23 protein-coding genes and 1 riboswitch are annotated in these 19565 nt (G+C 37.0%); of the genes, 9 read left to right on the plus strand and 14 right to left on the minus strand.

Features of this window, described 5'->3' with window-relative positions; all coding sequences use genetic code 11:
• Window positions 1-67 precede the first annotated feature (67 nt).
• Window positions 68-994, minus strand: coding sequence for a CobW family GTP-binding protein (locus tag V7068_RS02745; RefSeq protein ID WP_499710903.1), 927 nt, complete (start codon window positions 992-994; stop codon window positions 68-70).
• A 142-nt stretch (window positions 995-1136) separates the two neighbouring features.
• On the opposite strand from V7068_RS02745, the gene V7068_RS02750 reads away from it, so the two are divergent.
• Both V7068_RS02750 and V7068_RS02755 read left to right on the plus strand, forming a co-directional pair.
• A complete protein-coding gene (locus V7068_RS02750; protein ID WP_499710904.1) occupies window positions 1137-1796 on the plus strand; it encodes a GntR family transcriptional regulator in 660 nt (219 codons plus the stop codon).
• A gap of 8 nt (window positions 1797-1804) precedes the next feature.
• Entirely contained in the window at window positions 1805-2779 is a 975-nt protein-coding gene (locus V7068_RS02755) for a DMT family transporter (RefSeq protein ID WP_499710906.1), read from the plus strand.
• Between the two features lie 113 nt (window positions 2780-2892).
• On the opposite strand, the gene V7068_RS02760 is transcribed toward V7068_RS02755, so the two are convergent.
• Window positions 2893-4077 (minus strand): pyridoxal phosphate-dependent aminotransferase, encoded by a 1185-nt coding sequence (locus V7068_RS02760; protein ID WP_499710908.1) that lies wholly within the window; start codon window positions 4075-4077, stop codon window positions 2893-2895.
• A gap of 100 nt (window positions 4078-4177) precedes the next feature.
• Here V7068_RS02760 and V7068_RS02765 point away from each other — a divergent pair, with 100 nt between their 5' ends.
• Window positions 4178-4960: a carbon-nitrogen family hydrolase gene (locus tag V7068_RS02765; RefSeq protein ID WP_499710909.1), complete on the plus strand. Its 783-nt coding sequence runs from the start codon at window positions 4178-4180 to the stop codon at window positions 4958-4960.
• Between the two features lie 84 nt (window positions 4961-5044).
• Window positions 5045-5172: riboswitch (SAM riboswitch) on the plus strand.
• Between the two features lie 83 nt (window positions 5173-5255).
• On the plus strand, window positions 5256-6458 hold the full coding sequence (gene mtnK / locus V7068_RS02770; protein ID WP_499710910.1) for an S-methyl-5-thioribose kinase: 1203 nt from the start codon (window positions 5256-5258) through the stop codon (window positions 6456-6458).
• 265 nt (window positions 6459-6723) lie between these two features.
• On the opposite strand, the gene V7068_RS02775 is transcribed toward mtnK, so the two are convergent.
• From V7068_RS02775 to deoD, 3 genes are all read right to left on the minus strand, one after another.
• Window positions 6724-7590, minus strand: coding sequence for an LCP family protein (locus V7068_RS02775; RefSeq protein WP_499710911.1), 867 nt, complete (start codon window positions 7588-7590; stop codon window positions 6724-6726).
• A 147-nt stretch (window positions 7591-7737) separates the two neighbouring features.
• On the minus strand, window positions 7738-9201 hold the full coding sequence (locus V7068_RS02780) for a lmo1851 family serine protease (RefSeq protein WP_499710912.1): 1464 nt from the start codon (window positions 9199-9201) through the stop codon (window positions 7738-7740).
• Between the two features lie 298 nt (window positions 9202-9499).
• Window positions 9500-10207 (minus strand): purine-nucleoside phosphorylase, encoded by a 708-nt coding sequence (deoD, locus tag V7068_RS02785; protein WP_375349685.1) that lies wholly within the window; start codon window positions 10205-10207, stop codon window positions 9500-9502.
• A 262-nt stretch (window positions 10208-10469) separates the two neighbouring features.
• Between deoD and V7068_RS02790 the strand changes: the two genes are divergently transcribed.
• Genes V7068_RS02790 through V7068_RS02800 form a run of 3 tightly spaced genes read left to right on the plus strand, consistent with a single transcriptional unit; the run spans window position 10470 to window position 12313 of the window.
• Entirely contained in the window at window positions 10470-11030 is a 561-nt protein-coding gene (locus V7068_RS02790) for an IMEF encapsulin system ferritin-like cargo protein (protein WP_499710914.1), read from the plus strand.
• Window positions 11031-11054: 24 nt separating this feature from the next.
• Complete coding sequence (locus V7068_RS02795; RefSeq protein WP_127760947.1) at window positions 11055-11903, plus strand: family 1 encapsulin nanocompartment shell protein; 849 nt, start codon at window positions 11055-11057, stop codon at window positions 11901-11903.
• Window positions 11903-12313, plus strand: coding sequence for a 2Fe-2S iron-sulfur cluster-binding protein (locus V7068_RS02800; RefSeq protein WP_499710922.1), 411 nt, complete (start codon window positions 11903-11905; stop codon window positions 12311-12313). Before V7068_RS02795 ends, V7068_RS02800 begins: the two co-directional genes overlap by 1 nt.
• A gap of 98 nt (window positions 12314-12411) precedes the next feature.
• On the opposite strand, the gene V7068_RS02805 is transcribed toward V7068_RS02800, so the two are convergent.
• On the minus strand, window positions 12412-12891 hold the full coding sequence (locus tag V7068_RS02805; protein WP_499710916.1) for a hypothetical protein: 480 nt from the start codon (window positions 12889-12891) through the stop codon (window positions 12412-12414).
• A gap of 307 nt (window positions 12892-13198) precedes the next feature.
• Between V7068_RS02805 and V7068_RS02810 the strand changes: the two genes are divergently transcribed.
• Window positions 13199-13357 carry a DUF1540 domain-containing protein gene (locus tag V7068_RS02810; RefSeq protein WP_127760950.1) on the plus strand — a complete coding sequence of 53 codons (159 nt, stop codon included), beginning with the start codon at window positions 13199-13201 and terminating at the stop codon, window positions 13355-13357.
• Window positions 13358-13964: 607 nt separating this feature from the next.
• On the opposite strand, the gene V7068_RS02815 is transcribed toward V7068_RS02810, so the two are convergent.
• The 8 genes from V7068_RS02815 to V7068_RS02850 form a co-directional block, all read right to left on the minus strand.
• Window positions 13965-14723 carry a sporulation protein gene (locus V7068_RS02815; protein WP_499710917.1) on the minus strand — a complete coding sequence of 253 codons (759 nt, stop codon included), beginning with the start codon at window positions 14721-14723 and terminating at the stop codon, window positions 13965-13967.
• Between the two features lie 169 nt (window positions 14724-14892).
• Window positions 14893-15063, minus strand: a complete 171-nt coding sequence (locus tag V7068_RS02820) for a YozD family protein (RefSeq protein WP_119118782.1) — start codon at window positions 15061-15063, stop codon at window positions 14893-14895.
• Between the two features lie 65 nt (window positions 15064-15128).
• Entirely contained in the window at window positions 15129-15836 is a 708-nt protein-coding gene (yodN, locus tag V7068_RS02825) for a germination protein YodN (protein ID WP_499710918.1), read from the minus strand.
• Between the two features lie 268 nt (window positions 15837-16104).
• Window positions 16105-16332, minus strand: a complete 228-nt coding sequence (locus tag V7068_RS02830; protein WP_499710919.1) for a YozE family protein — start codon at window positions 16330-16332, stop codon at window positions 16105-16107.
• A 271-nt stretch (window positions 16333-16603) separates the two neighbouring features.
• Window positions 16604-17368: a carbon-nitrogen hydrolase family protein gene (locus tag V7068_RS02835; protein ID WP_499710920.1), complete on the minus strand. Its 765-nt coding sequence runs from the start codon at window positions 17366-17368 to the stop codon at window positions 16604-16606.
• Window positions 17369-17516: 148 nt separating this feature from the next.
• Window positions 17517-18299, minus strand: coding sequence for a cytochrome c oxidase assembly protein (locus tag V7068_RS02840; RefSeq protein WP_499710924.1), 783 nt, complete (start codon window positions 18297-18299; stop codon window positions 17517-17519).
• A gap of 31 nt (window positions 18300-18330) precedes the next feature.
• Entirely contained in the window at window positions 18331-18819 is a 489-nt protein-coding gene (locus V7068_RS02845; protein WP_499710921.1) for a DUF2243 domain-containing protein, read from the minus strand.
• 208 nt (window positions 18820-19027) lie between these two features.
• Complete coding sequence (locus V7068_RS02850) at window positions 19028-19252, minus strand: hypothetical protein (RefSeq protein WP_252290080.1); 225 nt, start codon at window positions 19250-19252, stop codon at window positions 19028-19030.
• A gap of 88 nt (window positions 19253-19340) precedes the next feature.
• Here V7068_RS02850 and V7068_RS02855 point away from each other — a divergent pair.
• The coding region (locus tag V7068_RS02855) for an MBL fold metallo-hydrolase (RefSeq protein WP_499710925.1) at window positions 19341-19565 on the plus strand (225 nt) is incomplete at its 3' end.

Below are 19565 nucleotides of genomic sequence, written 5' to 3' on the forward strand. Positions count from 1 at the left end.
ACGTGACTAACCATCAGTAGAGGATGAGTGAAAATCCCCACTGATGGAAGTTTCACCTTATTATTGTTTAATTCTTCGCTTTTCTTTCTAACTCCTTCAACTCAGAAATAAGTTGCTCTTTCTGCACATTTTCACCAATAATCACGATATTAAGCGGCATCTTCATCATTTCATTCATTAACATAGGCATGCCATACGAATATTGAAATAAATATGGATACTGCGAATGAGTAAAAGCTACGTATCCTTTCATACGATAAACGGTATCAGGAAGGCTTCTCATCCACTCTTCAAAGTCCGTTTGCTTAATAGCTCCTTCAAACGAATAAACGATGGCGCTTAAATGTAAATGGTGATTCACATCAAGTTCTTGATGTTGATGGCTTTGTTTTCTTTTTAACTGCTGAAGCGAAGCAATGGACACTTCCGCTTGCTCCGTTAATAAGCATACTGCATCCGCATTGAGAGCTTGAATCGAATACAGAAGCTGAGCTGCCTCCATTTCAGTGACTAAATCTTTTTTATTCAGCAAAATAAAATCCGCATGATGAATTTGCTCTACTAACAGTTGACGCAGTTGTGGGGACAACTGCTCGCGATCCCGCCATCTTAATAAATCTACTACTGTAATGATGCCTTTATAAGCGAGCCTCTCAGCAAAAAGCGGAGACATAATCGCATCTAATACTTCAACCGGATGAGCTGCACCTGTTGTTTCAATATAAACTGCTTCCAGCTCATTTTCTGTTAATAATTCATGAAGCTGCACTTCCAATTTATCTTGAATCGTACAGCAAATACAGCCGCCAAATAACTCTTTTAATGGAACATCATCGTCAATGAGTCCACTATCCACCGACACACTGCCAAGCTCATTCAACAATACAGCTACTTTTCGACCTGCTTCATTTTCTTGCTTTAAAATATTTCGTAATAATGTCGTTTTCCCGCTTCCAAGAAAACCACCTAATATGTATACTTCTGTCTCTTTCATTGTACTCTGCTCCTTATCTTTCACAAAAATAAACTTTATCGTACAAAGTGTATCATATTTCCACCAAAGTGCTAGCAGCATAGTCTATTGTATTCTTATGATAAATATTGTAAATAAAACCAAAATGCGATATATTGGTTTTATGAAAAATGATACTTTTAAACCAATTAAACGACTGTCCTTTCGTGATGAAGTATATTTTGCGTTAAAAAGAGCGATTACCTTGCTTGAACTGCAACCTGAGCAGCGTCTCAATGACAAAGAATTAGCAGAGGAATTTGGAATTAGCCGGACTCCCGTTCGCGAAGCCCTTAAACGGCTAGAAGACGAAGGGCTGGTAGAATCTATTCCTGGGTCTTCAACTCGGGTCGCTTCATTAAACATCGAGGAGGCAAAACATGGCGTAACGGTAATAGCAGCGCTACACGCTTTAGCTGCACGTTTGGCGGTTCCATTATTGAAAGAATCAGATACTGATGAATTAGAGTATACGAATAAAACATTGCTACAATTCACACAGAAAAAAGATATTATTAAAGCAATCGAAGCAGATGAATTATTTCATAATGTATTTCTAGATGTTGCTGGCAATCCAGAAATCATTCGAGCACTCGAACCGATTGTTCCAAAAATCCAGCGTTTAGAAATCGCACAATTTAATTCTGAAAAAAGTATTCAATCATTCGAACAGCATCAAAAAATTATTGAAGCTTGTCGCCAAAAAGATAGCGAGACGGCTGCTAGTCTTGTGGAGGAAAACTGGTTAAGTCTTCGAACATTACTACATCCACAGGAAGATTGAGGTGTCCTATGCGTCCAATTATATTAGGTATTTGTGCAGCATTCTTTTTTTCCGTGACGTTTATTTTAAATCGAGCAATGGAATTATCGGGGGGAAGTTGGATTTGGAGCGCTTCACTACGATATTTTTTCATGGTTCCCTTTTTATTAACAATTGTCATCGCTAGAAAAAACATACGCCCCCTCTTTCAAAATATGAAAGAACATTGGGGGCAGTGGATTTTATGGTCCTCTATCGGGTTTGGGTTATTTTATGCACCGATTTGCTTTGCTGCGGCATTCGCACCAGGATGGCTAACCGCAAGCACATGGCAAATTACGATTATTTCCGGCTCCTTGCTCGCACCACTTTTCTTTTTAACGATTACAACACCAAACGGCCCTAAAAAAATAAGAGGAAAAATCCCAGTTCGTGGATTATTGATATCGCTTATTATTTTACTCGGTATTGCTCTCATGCAAATCGAACACGCTAGCTCTATTTCGTTAAAACACGTATTATTAGGAATTATCCCCATCATTATTGCCTCCTTTGCTTATCCACTAGGAAATCGAAAAATGATGGATCTTTGTGTCGGACGTTTAGATGCCTATCAACGAGTATTAGGCATGACATTAGCAAGTCTGCCTTTTTGGTTTATCCTTTCTCTTTATGGGCTGTTTACGGTAGGCGTGCCTAGTATCGAACAAACGACTCAATCTTTGCTCGTTGCCATCTCTTCCGGCGTATTAGCGACGGTACTGTTCTTTCAAGCTACCGATTTAGTCAGAGGAAATATGCAAAAACTAGCTGCTGTTGAAGCGACTCAATCGCTTGAAGTTTTATTCACAGTTGTTGGAGAAGTCCTATTACTATCGACAGCCTTCCCTTCCCTTTTATCATGGACTGGTATGTTCATCATTGTTATGGGCATGATTCTCCATAGCTATGTATCACATTATAAAACAACGAAACTTACAAACAATCAATTCGCGAAATCATAAGGCAAATCGATGAAATGCTCTATAGATTAAAGCAGAAAGGGGCACCCATTTTTGGAGTGCCCCCTCTTCTATTAAGCTTATTGCTCACAATAAGAAAATTAGGTATATATCTTTTATTGTTTAATGGTAAATAACTTTAGAGCTTCAATTCGTTTCACGGCTTCTTGAAGTCTTTCTTCAGAAGTAAGTAACCCGACTCTGACATAGCCTTCACCAAATTGACCAAAGCCATTTCCTGGTGCAACGGCAACGTGAGCTTCATTTAATAAATACTCTGCAAAGCTCTCCGAAGTGAACCCTTCTGGAACTTTAAGCCAAGCAAAAAACGAAGCTTTCGGTGCCGTTACGTTCCAACCGATTGAACGTAGCCCATCTATAAACACACGACGGCGCCCTTCATATGTTGCCACCAATTCACGGACGCAATCTTGTGATTCAAGTAATGCTGTTGCAGCCGCTTCTTGAACAGCAGGGAATAAACTTACATATAGATGATCTTGAAGCAGTTCCAGTGCTTGAATCACACTTTTATTCCCAACAGCAAAGCCTACTCGCCAGCCTGCCATATTATATGTTTTAGACAGAGTATATACTTCAATCCCGACATCTTTTGCCCCTTCTGTTTGTAAAAAACTGCGCGGCTTTTCTCCATCGAAACCAATCGCTCCATAAGCAAAATCGTGCACAACACACATCGAATGTTCTTTCGCAACTGCAACCGTCTGCTCAAAAAATTCAGCCGTAGCACTTGCACCTGTTGGATTATTCGGATAATTAAGGAACATCATTTTCGCTTGTTGAACAATTTCACGGTCTAAGCTTGCGTAATCAGGTAAAAAGTCATTTTCTTCAAGCAATGGCATAAATGCTGTTTTCACTTTCGCTAAGGCAACACCTGATAAATAGTCTGGATATCCCGGGTCTGGAACGAGTACCGTGTCACCTGGGTTTAATAAGCATTGTGGAAGCTCTACTAACCCTGCTTTTCCGCCGAACAAAATCGCAACTTCTGTATCAGGATCTAACACTACTCCATGCTCTCTTTCATAATAAGCACAAGCCGCTTCCTTCAAATATTGATGACCGCGAAACGGAGAATATTTATGATTCAACGGTTTCTCTGCAGCTATTTGTAAACTTTTCACTATATGTTCTGGCGTTGGCTGATCTGGATTGCCCTGTCCTAAATTAATGACATCATGTCCCTGCGCCTGAATGCTATTAACTTTCGCAACAAGCGAGGCAAAAAATTGTTTCGGTAATGTTTTTAATAATTCGGATTGTTCAAATTGAAACATTCGTGCACCTTCTCTGAAATTTCTTGAAATTATAATCAAAAATGATATATGTTTATGATAATGTTGTAAAGAACTTTTTCAAACTGTGGAGGTATAAATTATGAACTGGAACATTGCCTGTATTCAAATGGATATTGCCTTTGGAAAACCGGAAACAAACTATACAGCAGCAGAACAACTCATTGAGCAGGCTGTTCAATCGAAGCCGGATGTCCTCATTTTACCAGAGCTATGGACTACCGGGTATGATTTAACACGCTTAGAAGAAATCGCCGACGTGGAAGCAAAAGAAACGATTTCATTTTTACAAAAAATCGCCAAGAAATATCACGTACATCTCGTTGGAGGATCCATCGCAAAAAAAACAAAAGACGGCATTTATAACACAATGCTTATGATTAATAATAAAGGAGAATTCGTCAAAGATTACGATAAACTTCACTTATTTCAATTGATGGATGAACATCATTTCCTGCAACCTGGTGAAAGGGATGGTTTATTTACATTTGATGACAAACTGTGTGCGAGCTTCATTTGCTACGATATCCGCTTCCCTGAATGGCTTCGTGCACATACTACAAAAGGAGCGGAAGTATTGTTTGTGTCAGCAGAATGGCCGAAACCTCGATTAGATCACTGGCGTGCGCTGTTAATTAGCCGTGCAATTGAAAATCAAGCGTATGTTGTAGCCGTTAATCGAACAGGTTCAGATCCGAATAACATATTTGCCGGACATTCATTAATCATTGATCCATGGGGTGAGATTATTAATGAAGCAGGTGAAGGGGTCGAAATCTTAACAGGAACTATTGATTTTACTAAAGTACGTGAAGTGCGTAATAAAATTCCTGTGTTTGCCGACCGACGTCCGGAATTTTATTAATTTTTTATATTGACAATGTTTTAGGAATATTGTTATTATTTTTCCAAGCTAACTATAATTTATTAAAAATGAAAAATATACGTTCTCTTATCAAGAGCAGGCTGAGGGATATGGCCCTATGACGCCCAGCAACCGACCGCAATATGTGGAGAAATAATCCGCAAGGCACGGTGCTAATTCCATCAGAAAGAATTCTTTCTGAAAGATAAGAGGTTTGAATCATCATTTCAAAGCCTCTTTCTTAAATGGAAAGAGGCTTTTTTACTTGCCTAAACGATAATCTGGAGGGATTATATTGACACAAACACAAGGCTCGTTCGAATTATTAACGAATGAAACAGCGATTGCACTCATACAAAAGCTAGAATTATTAGATAAGGACGCGACATTAACTTGCCGCAAAATCAGAGCTGGCACGTTAAATTATGTTTTTCATGTCGCAGATAACGCAACTAATAAAGGGGTTATTATTAAACAAGCCGTTCCCTATGCAAAAGTGCTAGGTGAAAGCTGGCCGCTTACATTAAAACGAGCAGCTATTGAAGCAGATGCCTTACTTACATTCGGAAGCTATTGCCGCGAATATGTCCCAAAAGTGTATTATGCAGATAAACAGCTTGCCATTACGGTCATGGAAGACTTATCACATGTAAAGATTGCTCGCACTGGCCTTATTGAAGGCGAAAGCTATCCTCTTATTTCACAACATATCGGCGAATATGCAGCCAAAACTTTATTTTACACATCCGACTATTACTTAGAATCAACGACAAAAAAAGAAATCGCACGTGCCTTCACGAATGCAGAACTGTGTAAAATTATAGAAAGTTCCATCTTTACCGGCCCATTCTTTGAGCATACACCAACCGACTATGAAGTGGAATTATCCGAGATTGTAGAAACGTTATGGAACGACCATGAATTAAAACTAGAAGTGGCAAAATTGAAAAAAATATTTATGAGTGAACAAAAAGCTCTATTGCATGGCGATTTACATACAGGACACATTTTGGCAAGCGAAAGCGAAACAAAAGTCATCGCCCCTGAATTTGCCTTCTATGGCCCAATCGGCTTTGATACAGGACAATTTATTGCTAGTCTCCTTTTCCAAGCTGTTACACGTGAGGAAGCGCATCAAGAGATTATTCTTTCTCATATTCAGACATTTTGGTCAACTTTTACAGACATTTATTCAACATTATGGAGCAATGAAAGTCGTGATGCACTTAAAAACATTGATGGCCTATTATCTTATGTTTTACAAAAAGCGAAAGCGGACAGCTTTGGATTTGCTGGCTGGGAATTAATTAGAAGAGCAAGCGACCTTTCACCTGTAATTGATTTAAATGGAATTGCTAATACGGACCAAAGAATTAACGTTAAAACAAACGCGCTTATCCTTGGAACTCACTTAGTAAAAAATCGCAGCACACTGGATATTCCAACTGTTATTGAATTAGTAAAACAAGTAACTTGCTCTTCCTATTCAACTCTTTAAAAGAGATTGACTATGACCCAAACAACTTTGTCTTGCTCGGTGCAATGAAATAATTCCTATATTACCCTTTTAAATCAACAAGCATTACGGAATGTATTAATCTTTATTCGATACAGAAAATAGAATGATTAGTCCGAACTATCGCGATAATACTGCCCGTTTTATGAAATCATGTAGTAAGAGACTGCTTAGGCAGCCTCTTTTATATAGATTATACGTTATCGCGAAAATATCGTAGTCATACACGTATCTCATATAACAAGACTTACTCAAAAAACTCCTGTAAAGCCTGTTGATTTTTCTCAAAGTCTATAGATAAAACGGCACCAGCATGCGGATACATTTCGTTTGTATAGCTGTCATTAACAGGAATGCGCAACGTCTTAATCGAATCGACAGGATGAAACATCGCTTGGGAACTTAATACAAACATCGTTTTCATTCCAATATCTGTTTCTACATACGTCAGCGCTTCTTCAATCATCCCTGGTAAAGCAACAATTCCATCCACGTTAGACAACTGCTGAATTAACTGATTTTTTAACTGCACCAACACTTCTTGCTGTCGTTCAACACGACCAAAATCACTTTCATTATCATGGCGAAAACGAACATACTTTAAAATCTGCTCCCCATGCAACACGTTTTCTCCACTGCTCGCCGCAATACTCATGTCTGAAATCATCTCTGGTTTAACATCTACAGTAAGCCCGTCTGGTGCAATTAAGTCCACTATATTAACAAATCCTTGAAAGTCAATGACTGCAACATGGTCTACGTTGATGTTAAAATTCTCTAAAATCGTTTTTTTCATTAACTCGCTTCCACCATAATAATAAGCCGCATTAATTTTATGATACCCTTTTTCATAACCTGGAATTTTCACATAACTATCTCTCATAATAGAAGCTAACTTAATCTGCCCTTGTTTTGGCTCATAACGGGCAAGCAGCACCGCATCTGCACGCGAATCCTTTTCTCCACGAGAATCCACACCAATTAAAAGAAATGTTTTGGCCGTTTCTTTTTTCGAATCCATGTGTTGGTCTCGTTCTGTATTAGGTATAGGTGAAGCCACACAACCAGCTAACATCGTAAAGAGTGCACAAATTAGCAATACCTTTCTTTTCATTATCGTCACCTCGGCTTCAAAACTATCCATATTTTCCCCAAAAGTCCTCCTTCTAATACAGAAAAAGCTTAGTAACTGATTTAGCGTTACTAAGCTTCCCCTTGACCTCACCTTAATAGCGAGATCCTCGCTAAGTGAAGTTGCACTTTATTTTATTTCTTTTTTCAACTCTTTTATAGCCCGCTTCACTTGCGTGTCATTCTTCAAAATTTTGTCGCGTAGTTCTTGCATTAATGTAACCGTCGTCTTATCTTCCATGATACCTGTTACTTTCAACTTATGATCCTGCTGGAATTTTTCTACGGCTGCTTTTGTTTGTTCATCAAAGACCGTATCAACCGTTCCCGGATTATAACCAAGCTCTTTTAACATATCTTCAGCTGCTTTCACTTCTGCTGAAGCATCCGATACTTTTAAAGCCTCATCTGGTGAAATATAAGGAAGAGTTGCATAATCAGGCAGCTTGACCTCAATATCTGGCTTAATCCCCTTCTTATGAATCCAATTTCCTTCCGGTGTTAACCATTTATAAGAAGTGAATTTGAAATTCGAGCCATCTTTGAAATCTTGAGCATTTTGTACAGTTCCTTTACCAAATGACTTCACGCCAATTAATGGAATGTTCGCTGATTCACTCACCGCTGCGGCTACGATTTCAGAGGCACTCGCACTTCCATCATCAATTAACACAACGACTGGTAATGTGAACTCACCATCGTTTTCCGATTTATGAATTTCTTTATTTCCATTACGATCTTCGATTTGCAGCACAATTTCACCCTTTGGCACAAAGATGCTGGCCATTTTTATAGCCTCTGGTAAAAGTCCACCAGGATTACCGCGTAAATCTAAAATTAAACCCTTCATATCTTTTTTGCTCATTTCATCAAGAGCCGTATTTAATTCATCAACTGTATGCTCTGAAAAGCTTGTCACAGCAATTTTCGCAATCCCATCGTCGAGCATTTCTGAATAGACGGTTTCAACTGGAATTGTATCTCGGACAATTGTAATCGATACAGGCTTCGCTTCTCCCTCTCGAGAAATCGTCAGCTCAACTTTTGTCCCTTTTTCCCCTCTAATCTTCAGAACCGCTTCAGTAGAACTTAAGCCTTCTATGCTTTCACCATCCACGCTCATAATAATATCATTCGGCTTCACACCTGCTTTTTCAGCTGGTGATCCTTTAATAGGTGACACAACCATAATTTTTCCATCTTGTTCTTGGATTTCAGCACCAATGCCTTCAAAAGAAGAAGAAATACTTTCATTGAAGCTTTTTGCTTCCTCTTGGTCCATATAAGTAGAGTATGGATCTTCCAGTCCTTCAAGCATACCAGCAATCGCACCATTTACGAGTTTTTCATCATCAACTTCCTGATAATATTCCTTTTTAATCGTATCATACGTCGAATACAATTTTTCAAATTGAGGATATTGGCTCGGAGCGATAGATTGCACTTTTTCATCCCCAAATGTGAGAGCCACCGTTGTAATACCTGCCGTTAAGAAGATTAACAAAAACCCCCCCATAATCAAGGGAAACTTTTTAATTTTGAAATATCTTCCTGATTCTTTCTCTTCTCGATGTTCTTTGTTTTCCTCTTGCATTCATGCTTCACCACTTTCATGTATCACTGCTATGTATAACAATACCCCTATTTTATCAGTTTTATTGTGAAACGGAAATTATAAGTTATGAGCAGAGCTTATAAACACCGTGCCTTTAGAACGGTTAGGTATCAAAACTTTTATATTAACAGCTATAAATCCTGATTAAACAAAAACGAGCACTATAAAACTCGCACTTAACAAAGCAAAGTTAAGGCTATTTATAGATGCTCGCCTTATAAAGTAAAACTTTCATTTGGGGGAGTCTTTACTACCCGTTAAGTGTAGAATAAAAATTTTACGCTTCCTGAATCGCAGCTTCGAGCGCTACTTCAATCATATCACTGAATGTTGTTTGACGTTCCTCAGCTGTCGTCTCTTCTCCTGTTAAAATATGATCAGAGATCGTAAGAACAGACAACGCTTGACGACCAAATTTTGCAGCTAATGTATATAAAGCAGCCGTTTCCATTTCAATTGCTAATATTTGATACTTCGCCCACTTCTCTAAATCACTATTATCATTATAAAAATGATCAGCTGTAAACACATTTCCTACTTTCAACTGTAACCCTTTCGCCACACCTGCATCGTACGCTTTACGCAATAAATCGAAATCCGCTGTTGGTGCGTAATCAATACCGCCAAACGTTAAGCGGTTCATTTGTGAATCAGTCGAAGCACTCATCGCTAAAATCACATCGCGCACCTTTACATCCTTTTGAATCGCACCAGCTGTACCAACGCGAATTAATTTTTGAGCATTATAACTACTGATTAATTCATTCACATAAATAGAAATTGAAGGAACGCCCATGCCTGTCCCTTGAACAGAAATACGTTTTCCTTTATAGGTGCCTGTATAGCCGAACATATTTCGCACTTCATTATAAAGCTTAGCATCTTCTAAAAACGTTTCAGCAATATATTTCGCACGCAATGGATCTCCTGGCAACAGAACCGTTTCGGCAATTTCATTTGGCGCCGCTCCAATATGTACACTCATTCTTATATCCTCCTCTAATGAAAAAATTATCAATTTAAATACTATAACATATAATTCTTACGTAAAAAAATATGTGCCTCGTCGATGTTACCTTTCTAAAATTCCCCCTAGAAATAGAAACACCCTATACAATATTTTAACATCTAAAAAAGGTATAAGATCCACCTAAAAAGGATAATAATGGAAATTGAATCAAAAGGTATAAGATCCACCTAAAAAGGATAATAATGGAAATTGAATCAAACATCAGGAGGGTAAGAAATTGAAAGAGGAACTAAAGATTTTTTTCAAAATTTTCACTACGACCAAAGATGCAATTGAAAAGTTTATGAATATGCTAAATCCTGTCATTCAAAATGCCAGCGATGATCATGAACGGCTGTATTATCATCATATTTACGAAGAAGAAGAACAACGACTATCGCGTTTAGTAGAACTTATTCCACTAATAAGTAAATTTGAACAAGAAAAAGATGAGAAAGATTTCACACCCACGAACAATGAATTCAATCGCCTTTTGCAAGAATTAAATCTAGAAAAATTTGGATTACATAATTTCGTTGAGCACCTTGATTTAGCACTTTTTCGATTTACTGATACAGAACGAAGTACTCTATTAAACGAGCTGAGAGTTGTTTCATATCGAGATTATCAACAGGTCAAAGAATTGTTAAATGAAATCAATACACGATTTGACCATGACTACGTTGACCCACATGAGCATCATGATGAACACCATGATCATTTAGCCCGGCCTGTTTCTCCAACAGTAGTTACCCAGCCTAAAAGAAAAAAAGGATTTACTGTGGGAAGTTTATTGTAAGGAATAGAAAAGGAGGAAGGAAGAATGAGTAAGTATGAATTATTTCCAGATTCACCGCTAACAGATCAAGAATTCGCACAATTAGACCAAACGGTAATTGATTCGGCAAGAAGGCAGTTGGTTGGACGCCGTTTTATCGAACTGTACGGTCCTCTTGGAAAAGGAATGCAAAGTATTTTTAATGATATTTTTATGGAAAACTATGAAGCAAAAATGGATTTCCAAGGATCATTTGATCTGAATATTGAATCTAGCAAACGAGTAAATTATACCATCCCATTGCTTTATAAAGATTTCGTTTTATACTGGCGTGATTTGGAGCAAGCGAAAGTGTTAGATATCCCGATAGATTTTTCAGTAGCTGCAAATGCAGCCCGTGATGTTGCTTTATTAGAAGATCAGATGATTTTTCATGGGTCAAAGGAATTTGAAATTCCCGGACTTATGAATGTTAAAGGTCGGTTGACACAATTACTTGGAAATTGGTATGAATCAGGTAATGCCTTTCAGGATGTAGTGGACGCAAGGAATAAATTACTTGAGATGAAGCATAATGGACCGTTTGCCCTTGTGCTCTCACCAGAGCTATATTCATTATTGCATCGTGTACATAAGGATACAAACGTTCTTGAAATTGAACATGTTCGGGAACTTGTTACAGATGGGGTCTTCCAATCACCAGTTTTAAAAGGAAAAACGGGAGTTCTTGTCAATACAGGGAAAAACAATTTGGATCTTGCCGTGTCAGAGGACTTCGATACAGTTCACCTGGGAGAAGAAGGAATGAATCATCCATTCCGTGTTTATGAAACAGTTGTTTTACGAATTAAACGCCCATCCGCGATTTGCACGCTGGAAGACCCTGAGACTTGATGGTATCAATGAATAGAAGAGCATGGACTGTCGGCTCCCTTATTCCAGGAAGTATAATTCAAAAGCGACTTACAAAACCTGATACATCTGATCGACAAATTTGCACCCGTAACAACATCATTGTTCAGCAACATGAAAACAGATTTGAAATTCAGCCTGCGGAAGGGAAATTACTAGATGTTGCTTTAAATCAGGGAAAGGCATTGCAACATAAATGCCGAAAAGGAACTTGTGGATTATGTACAGTAAAAATTATTGAGGATGGTCCTGGATTATCCGAGCCAAATGAAAAAGAGCAAAAAAAGCTAAAGAAAACGTTAAACAACGGTCTTCGATTGGCTTGCCAGGCAGAAATTCCTTTATTAGAAAAACAAACTTATCGCCTTAATAACGAAAGTCGATGTACGTAAAGGTTATAGATTTGAGAGCTCTCGCATCTTTACTATTGTCCCCTTCATATAAATTTTGATCGTACAAAAAAACAAGGTTCCTTATAGGACCTTGTTTTTCATGCAAATAAGCGTTTGTTTATATGAATTAACTTTTCTTCAAGTGGGAATGGAAGGACAATATTGTGGTTTTTCAATTCTTTTATACTAATATCCCTGACAAGTTTTAACGCTTCTTGCTTAAAAGTATGAGTAACGAAACCGGCATTTACGTCACATAATTTTTGTAAGTATTGCATGGTATCCTGCAGCAATAATTGTTTCACATGCATATTATTCAGCTGACAAATCAATTTATGCTGCAACCCTGTTATTACAGCGATTTGATCAACATGTGCAATAATGTTTGTTCCCTCTTCATCCATAAAACATACGGAAACATAGTGACCTTTGGAGATATCAACATTTATAAACACAGGATTTTGATAAGATTCACCAGAAGTTAATCTTATCATGTCTGCTTCTGCGGCTCCGCCTATTTTACGGTAATTTGAAATAACAGTATGAATATCTTTCAACCCATATAGCATGTTAATCATGTTGTTCCTCCCGAAAAAATATCTGATATATGTCTACTTTCAATTTTATAGATAATGAGAATCATTGTCAATATATATTTATTCATGATCATAGGATTCTTTCCAACATAGTTTTATCTTTACCAATAAACTCCGCTAGCCCCTTTGTATCATTCCTTTATCCTCCTATACAATAACAGTCCATTGCGTTATCATAATTTTTTATGTAAAAAATGTAAAAATAAAGAGAGGGTTGAGGGAATAAGAGAGAATAAGTAATAACTGAAATCTTAAACGTTTACATCCACTTTGAAAGGGGGTGAATAATATGGCACATGGCGTATTATGCGAGGTAAATAGCTGTAAAAACTGGGAACAAGGAAATAAATGTGCGGCTGATTTAATTTATGTAGGAAACCTTGAGAAGAGACAAACATCTGAAATTGAAGAAACAGGCTGTAAAACCTTTGAACCTTCTAGTTCATAAAAAATACCTCTAAGATTTCATCAGTTAACAACAACTTTTATTTTCTGCTATCAAATCTTCTATGTTACATTCAAAAAATAAAGTAAGTATCAATGACCTCGAATATGTTATACGATAACATGAGGTGTGATACTACAGCTCCAGATGTTCTTTGTAAGTCATAAGGGCAAACAAGTATCCAACCTCCAAACAGTGAAGAAACAGATTGCAAAACATTCATACCAGAAGCTTTTGCTTAATTTTCTAAGGGTAACCATTTTGAGGTTACCCTTCATTATTCATGTTCATAGAATTTTTTCATATTAAAAAAAGGCATAGAATAAAAGATTTTTATTTCGGCTTTTCTATTACAATACAGACAAGAACAGTGACAATCTTTGATTTTTTTCACATGAGGAATAGTAAGACGTTTTAATCCTTCCTTAACATGCTTGTGACACATCATTAACATATCATGTTCCCCTCCCCTTTTAGAACTGTATATGTATATGAAGTCACTACATCGATTTATTAATAACAATTTTTCACAAAAGGAGTTTTTTTATCAATATCATTTAACATAACCTAAAATAAAGAAAAACCCGAATGAATCGGGTTTTTCTCACCATTAAATATATCGAATTAAAAAATCATTGATTCTATGCTTCATGTTCGGAATATCATGACTTGTTAAAGATAAACGAACATTCTTTTCACTATCGCCAAACAACGCAGCAAAACCACGAGACTTACGATCCAATTCGACTAATACTTCTAACGCCTGATCATTTTTCACAAAAAATACGAATTCAAGCTCCTTTAAGCGGCCGCGAAAGGCTCCGCTAACCGGTACAAATTCGAATTCTTGAAAATAAGGCGCATATGTACGAAAACGAAAAGGAGCTTCCTCACAATCCACTTCTCGCAATCGAAACCCTAATTCCTTTACAGCATGTAAAACAGAATCAATTAGTGGATTGGCCACGACTCTAATATAATCCTGATCTGTAGGGTCGATGGCATTTTTTATATCCATTCCTGTTTTAATCCAAATCTTTGTCTTTCCGTAAGTAAGAGGTGTTTCAAATGGAAGTTGAAAGCTGAAAGGGATTTCTTTTGTTTCATTTGGTCCAATTACGAAAGGGTGAGTGATTAAATACCGGTTAATGGTCGCTGTCTTTTGATACGTATGATCATCGTTTTCAACTTCATAATTCGTATGTAGCGTTAAATAAATTTCGTCAATTTTCTGTTCAACTGTTCCACCTTGAACGTCAATGACTCCTGAAACTGTTTCCCCAAGCGTATATTGACTTTTTTCCAACTTCGTATCCACTTTTGCATTGCCAATGCCTATACTCGCTAACATCTTATTAAAAACCGACATCTTCATCACTCCTATTTTATAGAATATAAACTATCTTTATTATAAATGAATACTTCTAAAGCATGTCTAGTCGTTTGTTAGAAAACTGTGTCAAATGGATACCTCAATATAAAACGACGGATTACTCCGCCGTCATGTATTCTATGAAAAGTAAGGAATTCGGTATCGATTATTCTTCTAATTCCTCATCAATGATGCACTTTTGGATTAAATAATCGAATGTGATGTCAGCAAGATCTTCGGCTTCTAACTCTGTTGGAGCATAACCTCTTTTCAGCAATTCTACAAAAAAGAATTCTGCAATTTCTTCTGTATCAATAATAACCTCAATTTCTCGCATACCATCGCCCCCTCCATACAAGTTCTATGATAATTGCTGAACGAATATTCATAAAATTACTATTTCTAAGAGTTCGTTTTCTTTTTCTTACGATTCGGGTACAACTCTTCAGCTGCTCTACGAATTTTCCCGAGAGCAATATTCATAATATGCTGATATTCATCGTCACCAAATTCTTTAAATAATCGATTATAATCATTATATAAATCTAACAAGCCATCAATATGTTGTTTTTGCTCTTTAGTTGTCATTTTCTTATTCCTCTCACCTTTACGAGGATTATTTAGCTTTGGCTGCTCTTTTTCTTTTTTATGTGCAGAGTATAATACCTCTAATTTTTGAATAATCGCTTCTGCTCGCTTGGCATCAGCTATTAATGTCATTTCCTCTTCATGCGCCTCAAGCCATTCTCCGTCAGAAATTCGCGTTAATTCGTAAATGACATCTTCCCAAGCGCTGTCTTTATAACGCCAAATCTCTGTCCGGTAACCAACAATTTTAAAGTAATCGTACTCATACCCATCGACTTGTACTAAATCGCCTAATAAAAATTTATATTCAATATTAATTTGTTCCTTCTCAAAAACAATTTCTCCATCGTAATCATCAATATGCTCCAGGGTACTCTCCACATAAAGTCCATCGCTGTAGTTTACTTCATATACATAAGTACCATCGAGAAACTTTACATCTGTGATTTTACCGACTGTCCCATACATTTTGATGATGATTGTATCACCAACCTTAAACTTCGGCTCCTTTTTCTTTCCCATCAGCGACATCTCCTCAAATGGTCCCCTACCGAGTAGTTACTAAAGTATATGCTTCAATAAGGATAGACGTTAATAGAAAAAGGTAGGCATTCTCCCAAATTACACGCAAAGAAAGCGCAATCTAAAGATTGTGCTTTCAACCTTTAGACTGCGCTTTCTGCGTAATTACGATAGAGAGTTCAGCACATTTAACATAAAGCGATGCCGAATTACTTGTCTGCTATAGTAAGAAGAGGCGTTTAAAATGGCTCTTCCTCTATAGGACATTTCACCATAGCCCTTCTTCGGATTGCATGAATATATCCCATGCCTCATCAAAAACAGACATACTTTCTAAATAATCCACATTCATTTCTAAATAGCGGCTTAGCTCATCATAGTCAACCGATTGCTTTGGAAAACCATGATCCAAAAAAGCATGATTAGCAAATTTAGTAATTGCATCAACCTCTTTCGGTTGTCGATAAGTCATTAGAAATGTATAAAACGACTTCATATTCATTCCCCACTCTTCAAATAGATGATTGTTGCTTTACTATATCGAAACTCTCAGGGCACGTCTACACTTTTTAACCGGACTTCAAAATTACCGTTATATGAAATTTATACATTATAATGGTTAATCCTTCCACCATTTAACCCGCGGTTACACACATCTTTCGGCATAGCCATTATATAGAAAGTTTTCCATTCTATAGGTTATTATTAATTAATAAAATTGTTGTCAGCCAAACAGCCAATTACTTTTAATCATTGGATTCAGTCTCTTACTCTATATAATCAACCTCTACCTGAGCGGAATGTAATTGTTGTCGTTTTATATCCCATTCAAACGTAATAATAGCTGATTGTTTAGATTGATGAGTGAAAATTCGTTCACCGTTTTTAATAAGCGAACTTTCTGCTTCCCAAAAACTAACCGTTTCATCTTCTCCAGTACGATTACAAACGATAATGGGCAATCCTGTCTCAATGGACCTTTGCTCCCATTCTCCATTCGGACCATGTAACCCCGGTCCCCATGAAGCGGGTGCTATAATGATTTCTGCACCTTTCTGACATAATGGCTCAGCAACATTGGTTGTATAGGCGTCTGCACAAATCATAATCCCTACGTGTATATCATCTATTGTAATCGGCTCAATCACTTTACCGGCTGTAGACCAACCATCCGATAAAACATTAATCTTTCTTTGCTTCCCTATTATTTGACCGTTTGAATCAATCACAAATACTGAATTATAATACTTCCCATCTTCCCCTTTTTCAGGACTACCTAGAAAGACTGTTGTATCGATAGATTTCACTAATTGACAAAAACTGTTCATCCATGAATTTGGTTGACGTTCAATCCAATCCATTCCAATCTTGTGCCGAAATTGTAATCCGCTTACACTAAGTTCAGGCGTAATAATCCAGTCTACCTCTTTATTGGACGCAAGCTTTACAGAACGTTCAATCAATTCTTGGTTATATCTTATATCCCCTGCAATCGGCAGTAAATGCAATAGGGCAATCTTTACTCTCTTCAATATAGTCACTCCATTCGATAAACCGTTTACTGAAACTACTACTATTTTAAACTAGGGAACTATTTCATACATCAAAAAATAAATTTGACTGGCTGCTCTTCGTTCTACGTTATACGAATATAAAAGAATAACATAAAAATAACGCCTGCTATTCAGCGGCGTTTTTATTAAAGATAACTGCTTGAGGTCGTGTTGCTTTAAACCATTGCGAGATAAATATCCAGATGAGAATAAAGTCAACCATCCCCCCTCCGTAATACATTAACATGCTGCCCATTTCCGCCTGAGCTATGGGTACACCATTAGGTGGTTGAGCGTACATATACTTAGATAAAATATTATGACCAGCTAAAGCGAGCACAAGCACCAACGCACGGTAGACAAAGCTACATGGATGCGGGGTCGGATCAACATAAATCATAGACGCAGTAAATATGTAGCCAGCTAAAAATATATGCAAATGAATCACTATATGAAAAAAGAGATTATTGTGCATCATCATATATAAATCCGTCGTATAAAGTATCCATAGCCCTCCAATATTAAGAAAAGAGGTCACAATAGGATTCATTAATATCCATACAGGTCGGCTTTTTAGTATACGCGAAAGACGTCTTGCTAAGGATACATTCAATGTTCGTAATAGTAAAGTCATAGGTGCCCCTAACACAAGCAAAAGTGGTGCAAGCATTCCTAAAAGCAAATGAACAATCATATGTGCAGTAAAATCATTATGGGCACGTGCCGCTAAAGGGCCAAAAACTGCCGCAAAAGCTAAGACCATCCCCAAACTCCATAAGATAATTCGATATAATGGCCATGTCTTATAACGACGACTTGATTGAATCGCAGCAACGATATACATAACAAATGCTAGTACAAACAGGAGTGCCAAAACAAACTCAATTCCCTCTCCATTTGTATAAGACATAGGAGTAGTAGAGACATAGGAGTGATTATGACTATTCATGTGAAACAATCTCTTCTGATTTTTGGATACGTTGTGTATGAGTAATTAAAATAAGGCCAATTATAGTTAGAACAAGAGCAATAATATTCCAAGTTAAATCATAAGGAAAGATATCTACGTTATAACGAATTTGATGAAGCCGCATGACCTTATGTTGAATAGTTCCATCATACAGTTGAAAGATACCTGCACCAAAAAATAAGCCTCCCCACCACCTAGTGAACCATAATGCATGGCGTCTCCGAAGGTCAGCAAGCATAAACAACCCACCGACTGTTGCAAACCAGCTAAAAGCATGAAATAAACCGTCTGAGACAAGTCCGATAGAAGTTGTAGATTTGTCATAAAAGTGATGCCAATGCAAGAGTTGATGAAAAACCACTTCATCAAAAAAAGCCACTAAACCAAGACCAAACAGAAAGCCTGACCATAAATTACGTGCTGAATATATAAAGCGATTTTTTGTAACATAATCAGCCATAGATAGTACCCTCCTTTTTGTAGAGATCATCCCACTTATTCCCTAACATATGTTCTAGTTTAGCCCAATTGTATATAGTACATAACATTGTACACTCACTTTTATCTCAGATTAACAAACAGGAAAATCCCCTACTTTAACTATTAGATAGGGGTAATCATGTATAAATATGCAGTTGCAAAAGAGGCGTCTTTTCCCTAAATGATTGCTAAAAAAAGTTTTTAATAATCTCTTGTTCATGGTGACATTCATTGCACATATAACTTATTTCCGTTGCATCTTCTCTTACAACATGTTCTGTTTCCTTTTCACAAGTTTCACAATATCTTGTTTGATGTATTTCTTTCATTAAATCAGCCACTCTCCTTGTCTTTCGTGCTTTCCTATTTAGTGCTGCAATATGGAAGTTAGCCATAGCTTGCGTAGCTTTCATAAATTATATCCACAATGTCATTGATAAAAGAATTATAAAAGGAAATAGTAAGAATAACGATTGAAAGTAGGAGGGTATAAATTTGACTATGCAAGAGAATGGATTATCTATTTTCGCCTTAGGAGGCGTAAATGAAATTGGTAAGAATATGTATGTGATTCAATATGAAAACGATCTCTTTATCATTGATTGCGGCTCTAAGTTTCCAAATGAAGATTTATTGGGCATCGATTTAATTATCCCTGATATTACTTATTTACAAGAGAATAAGAATAAAATCCGAGCATTAATTGTTACACATGGACATGAAGAT

The sequence above is a fragment of the Bacillus sp. JJ634 genome (genome assembly GCF_036962285.1).
Taxonomy (GTDB): domain Bacteria; phylum Bacillota; class Bacilli; order Bacillales; family DSM-1321; genus Peribacillus; species Peribacillus asahii_A.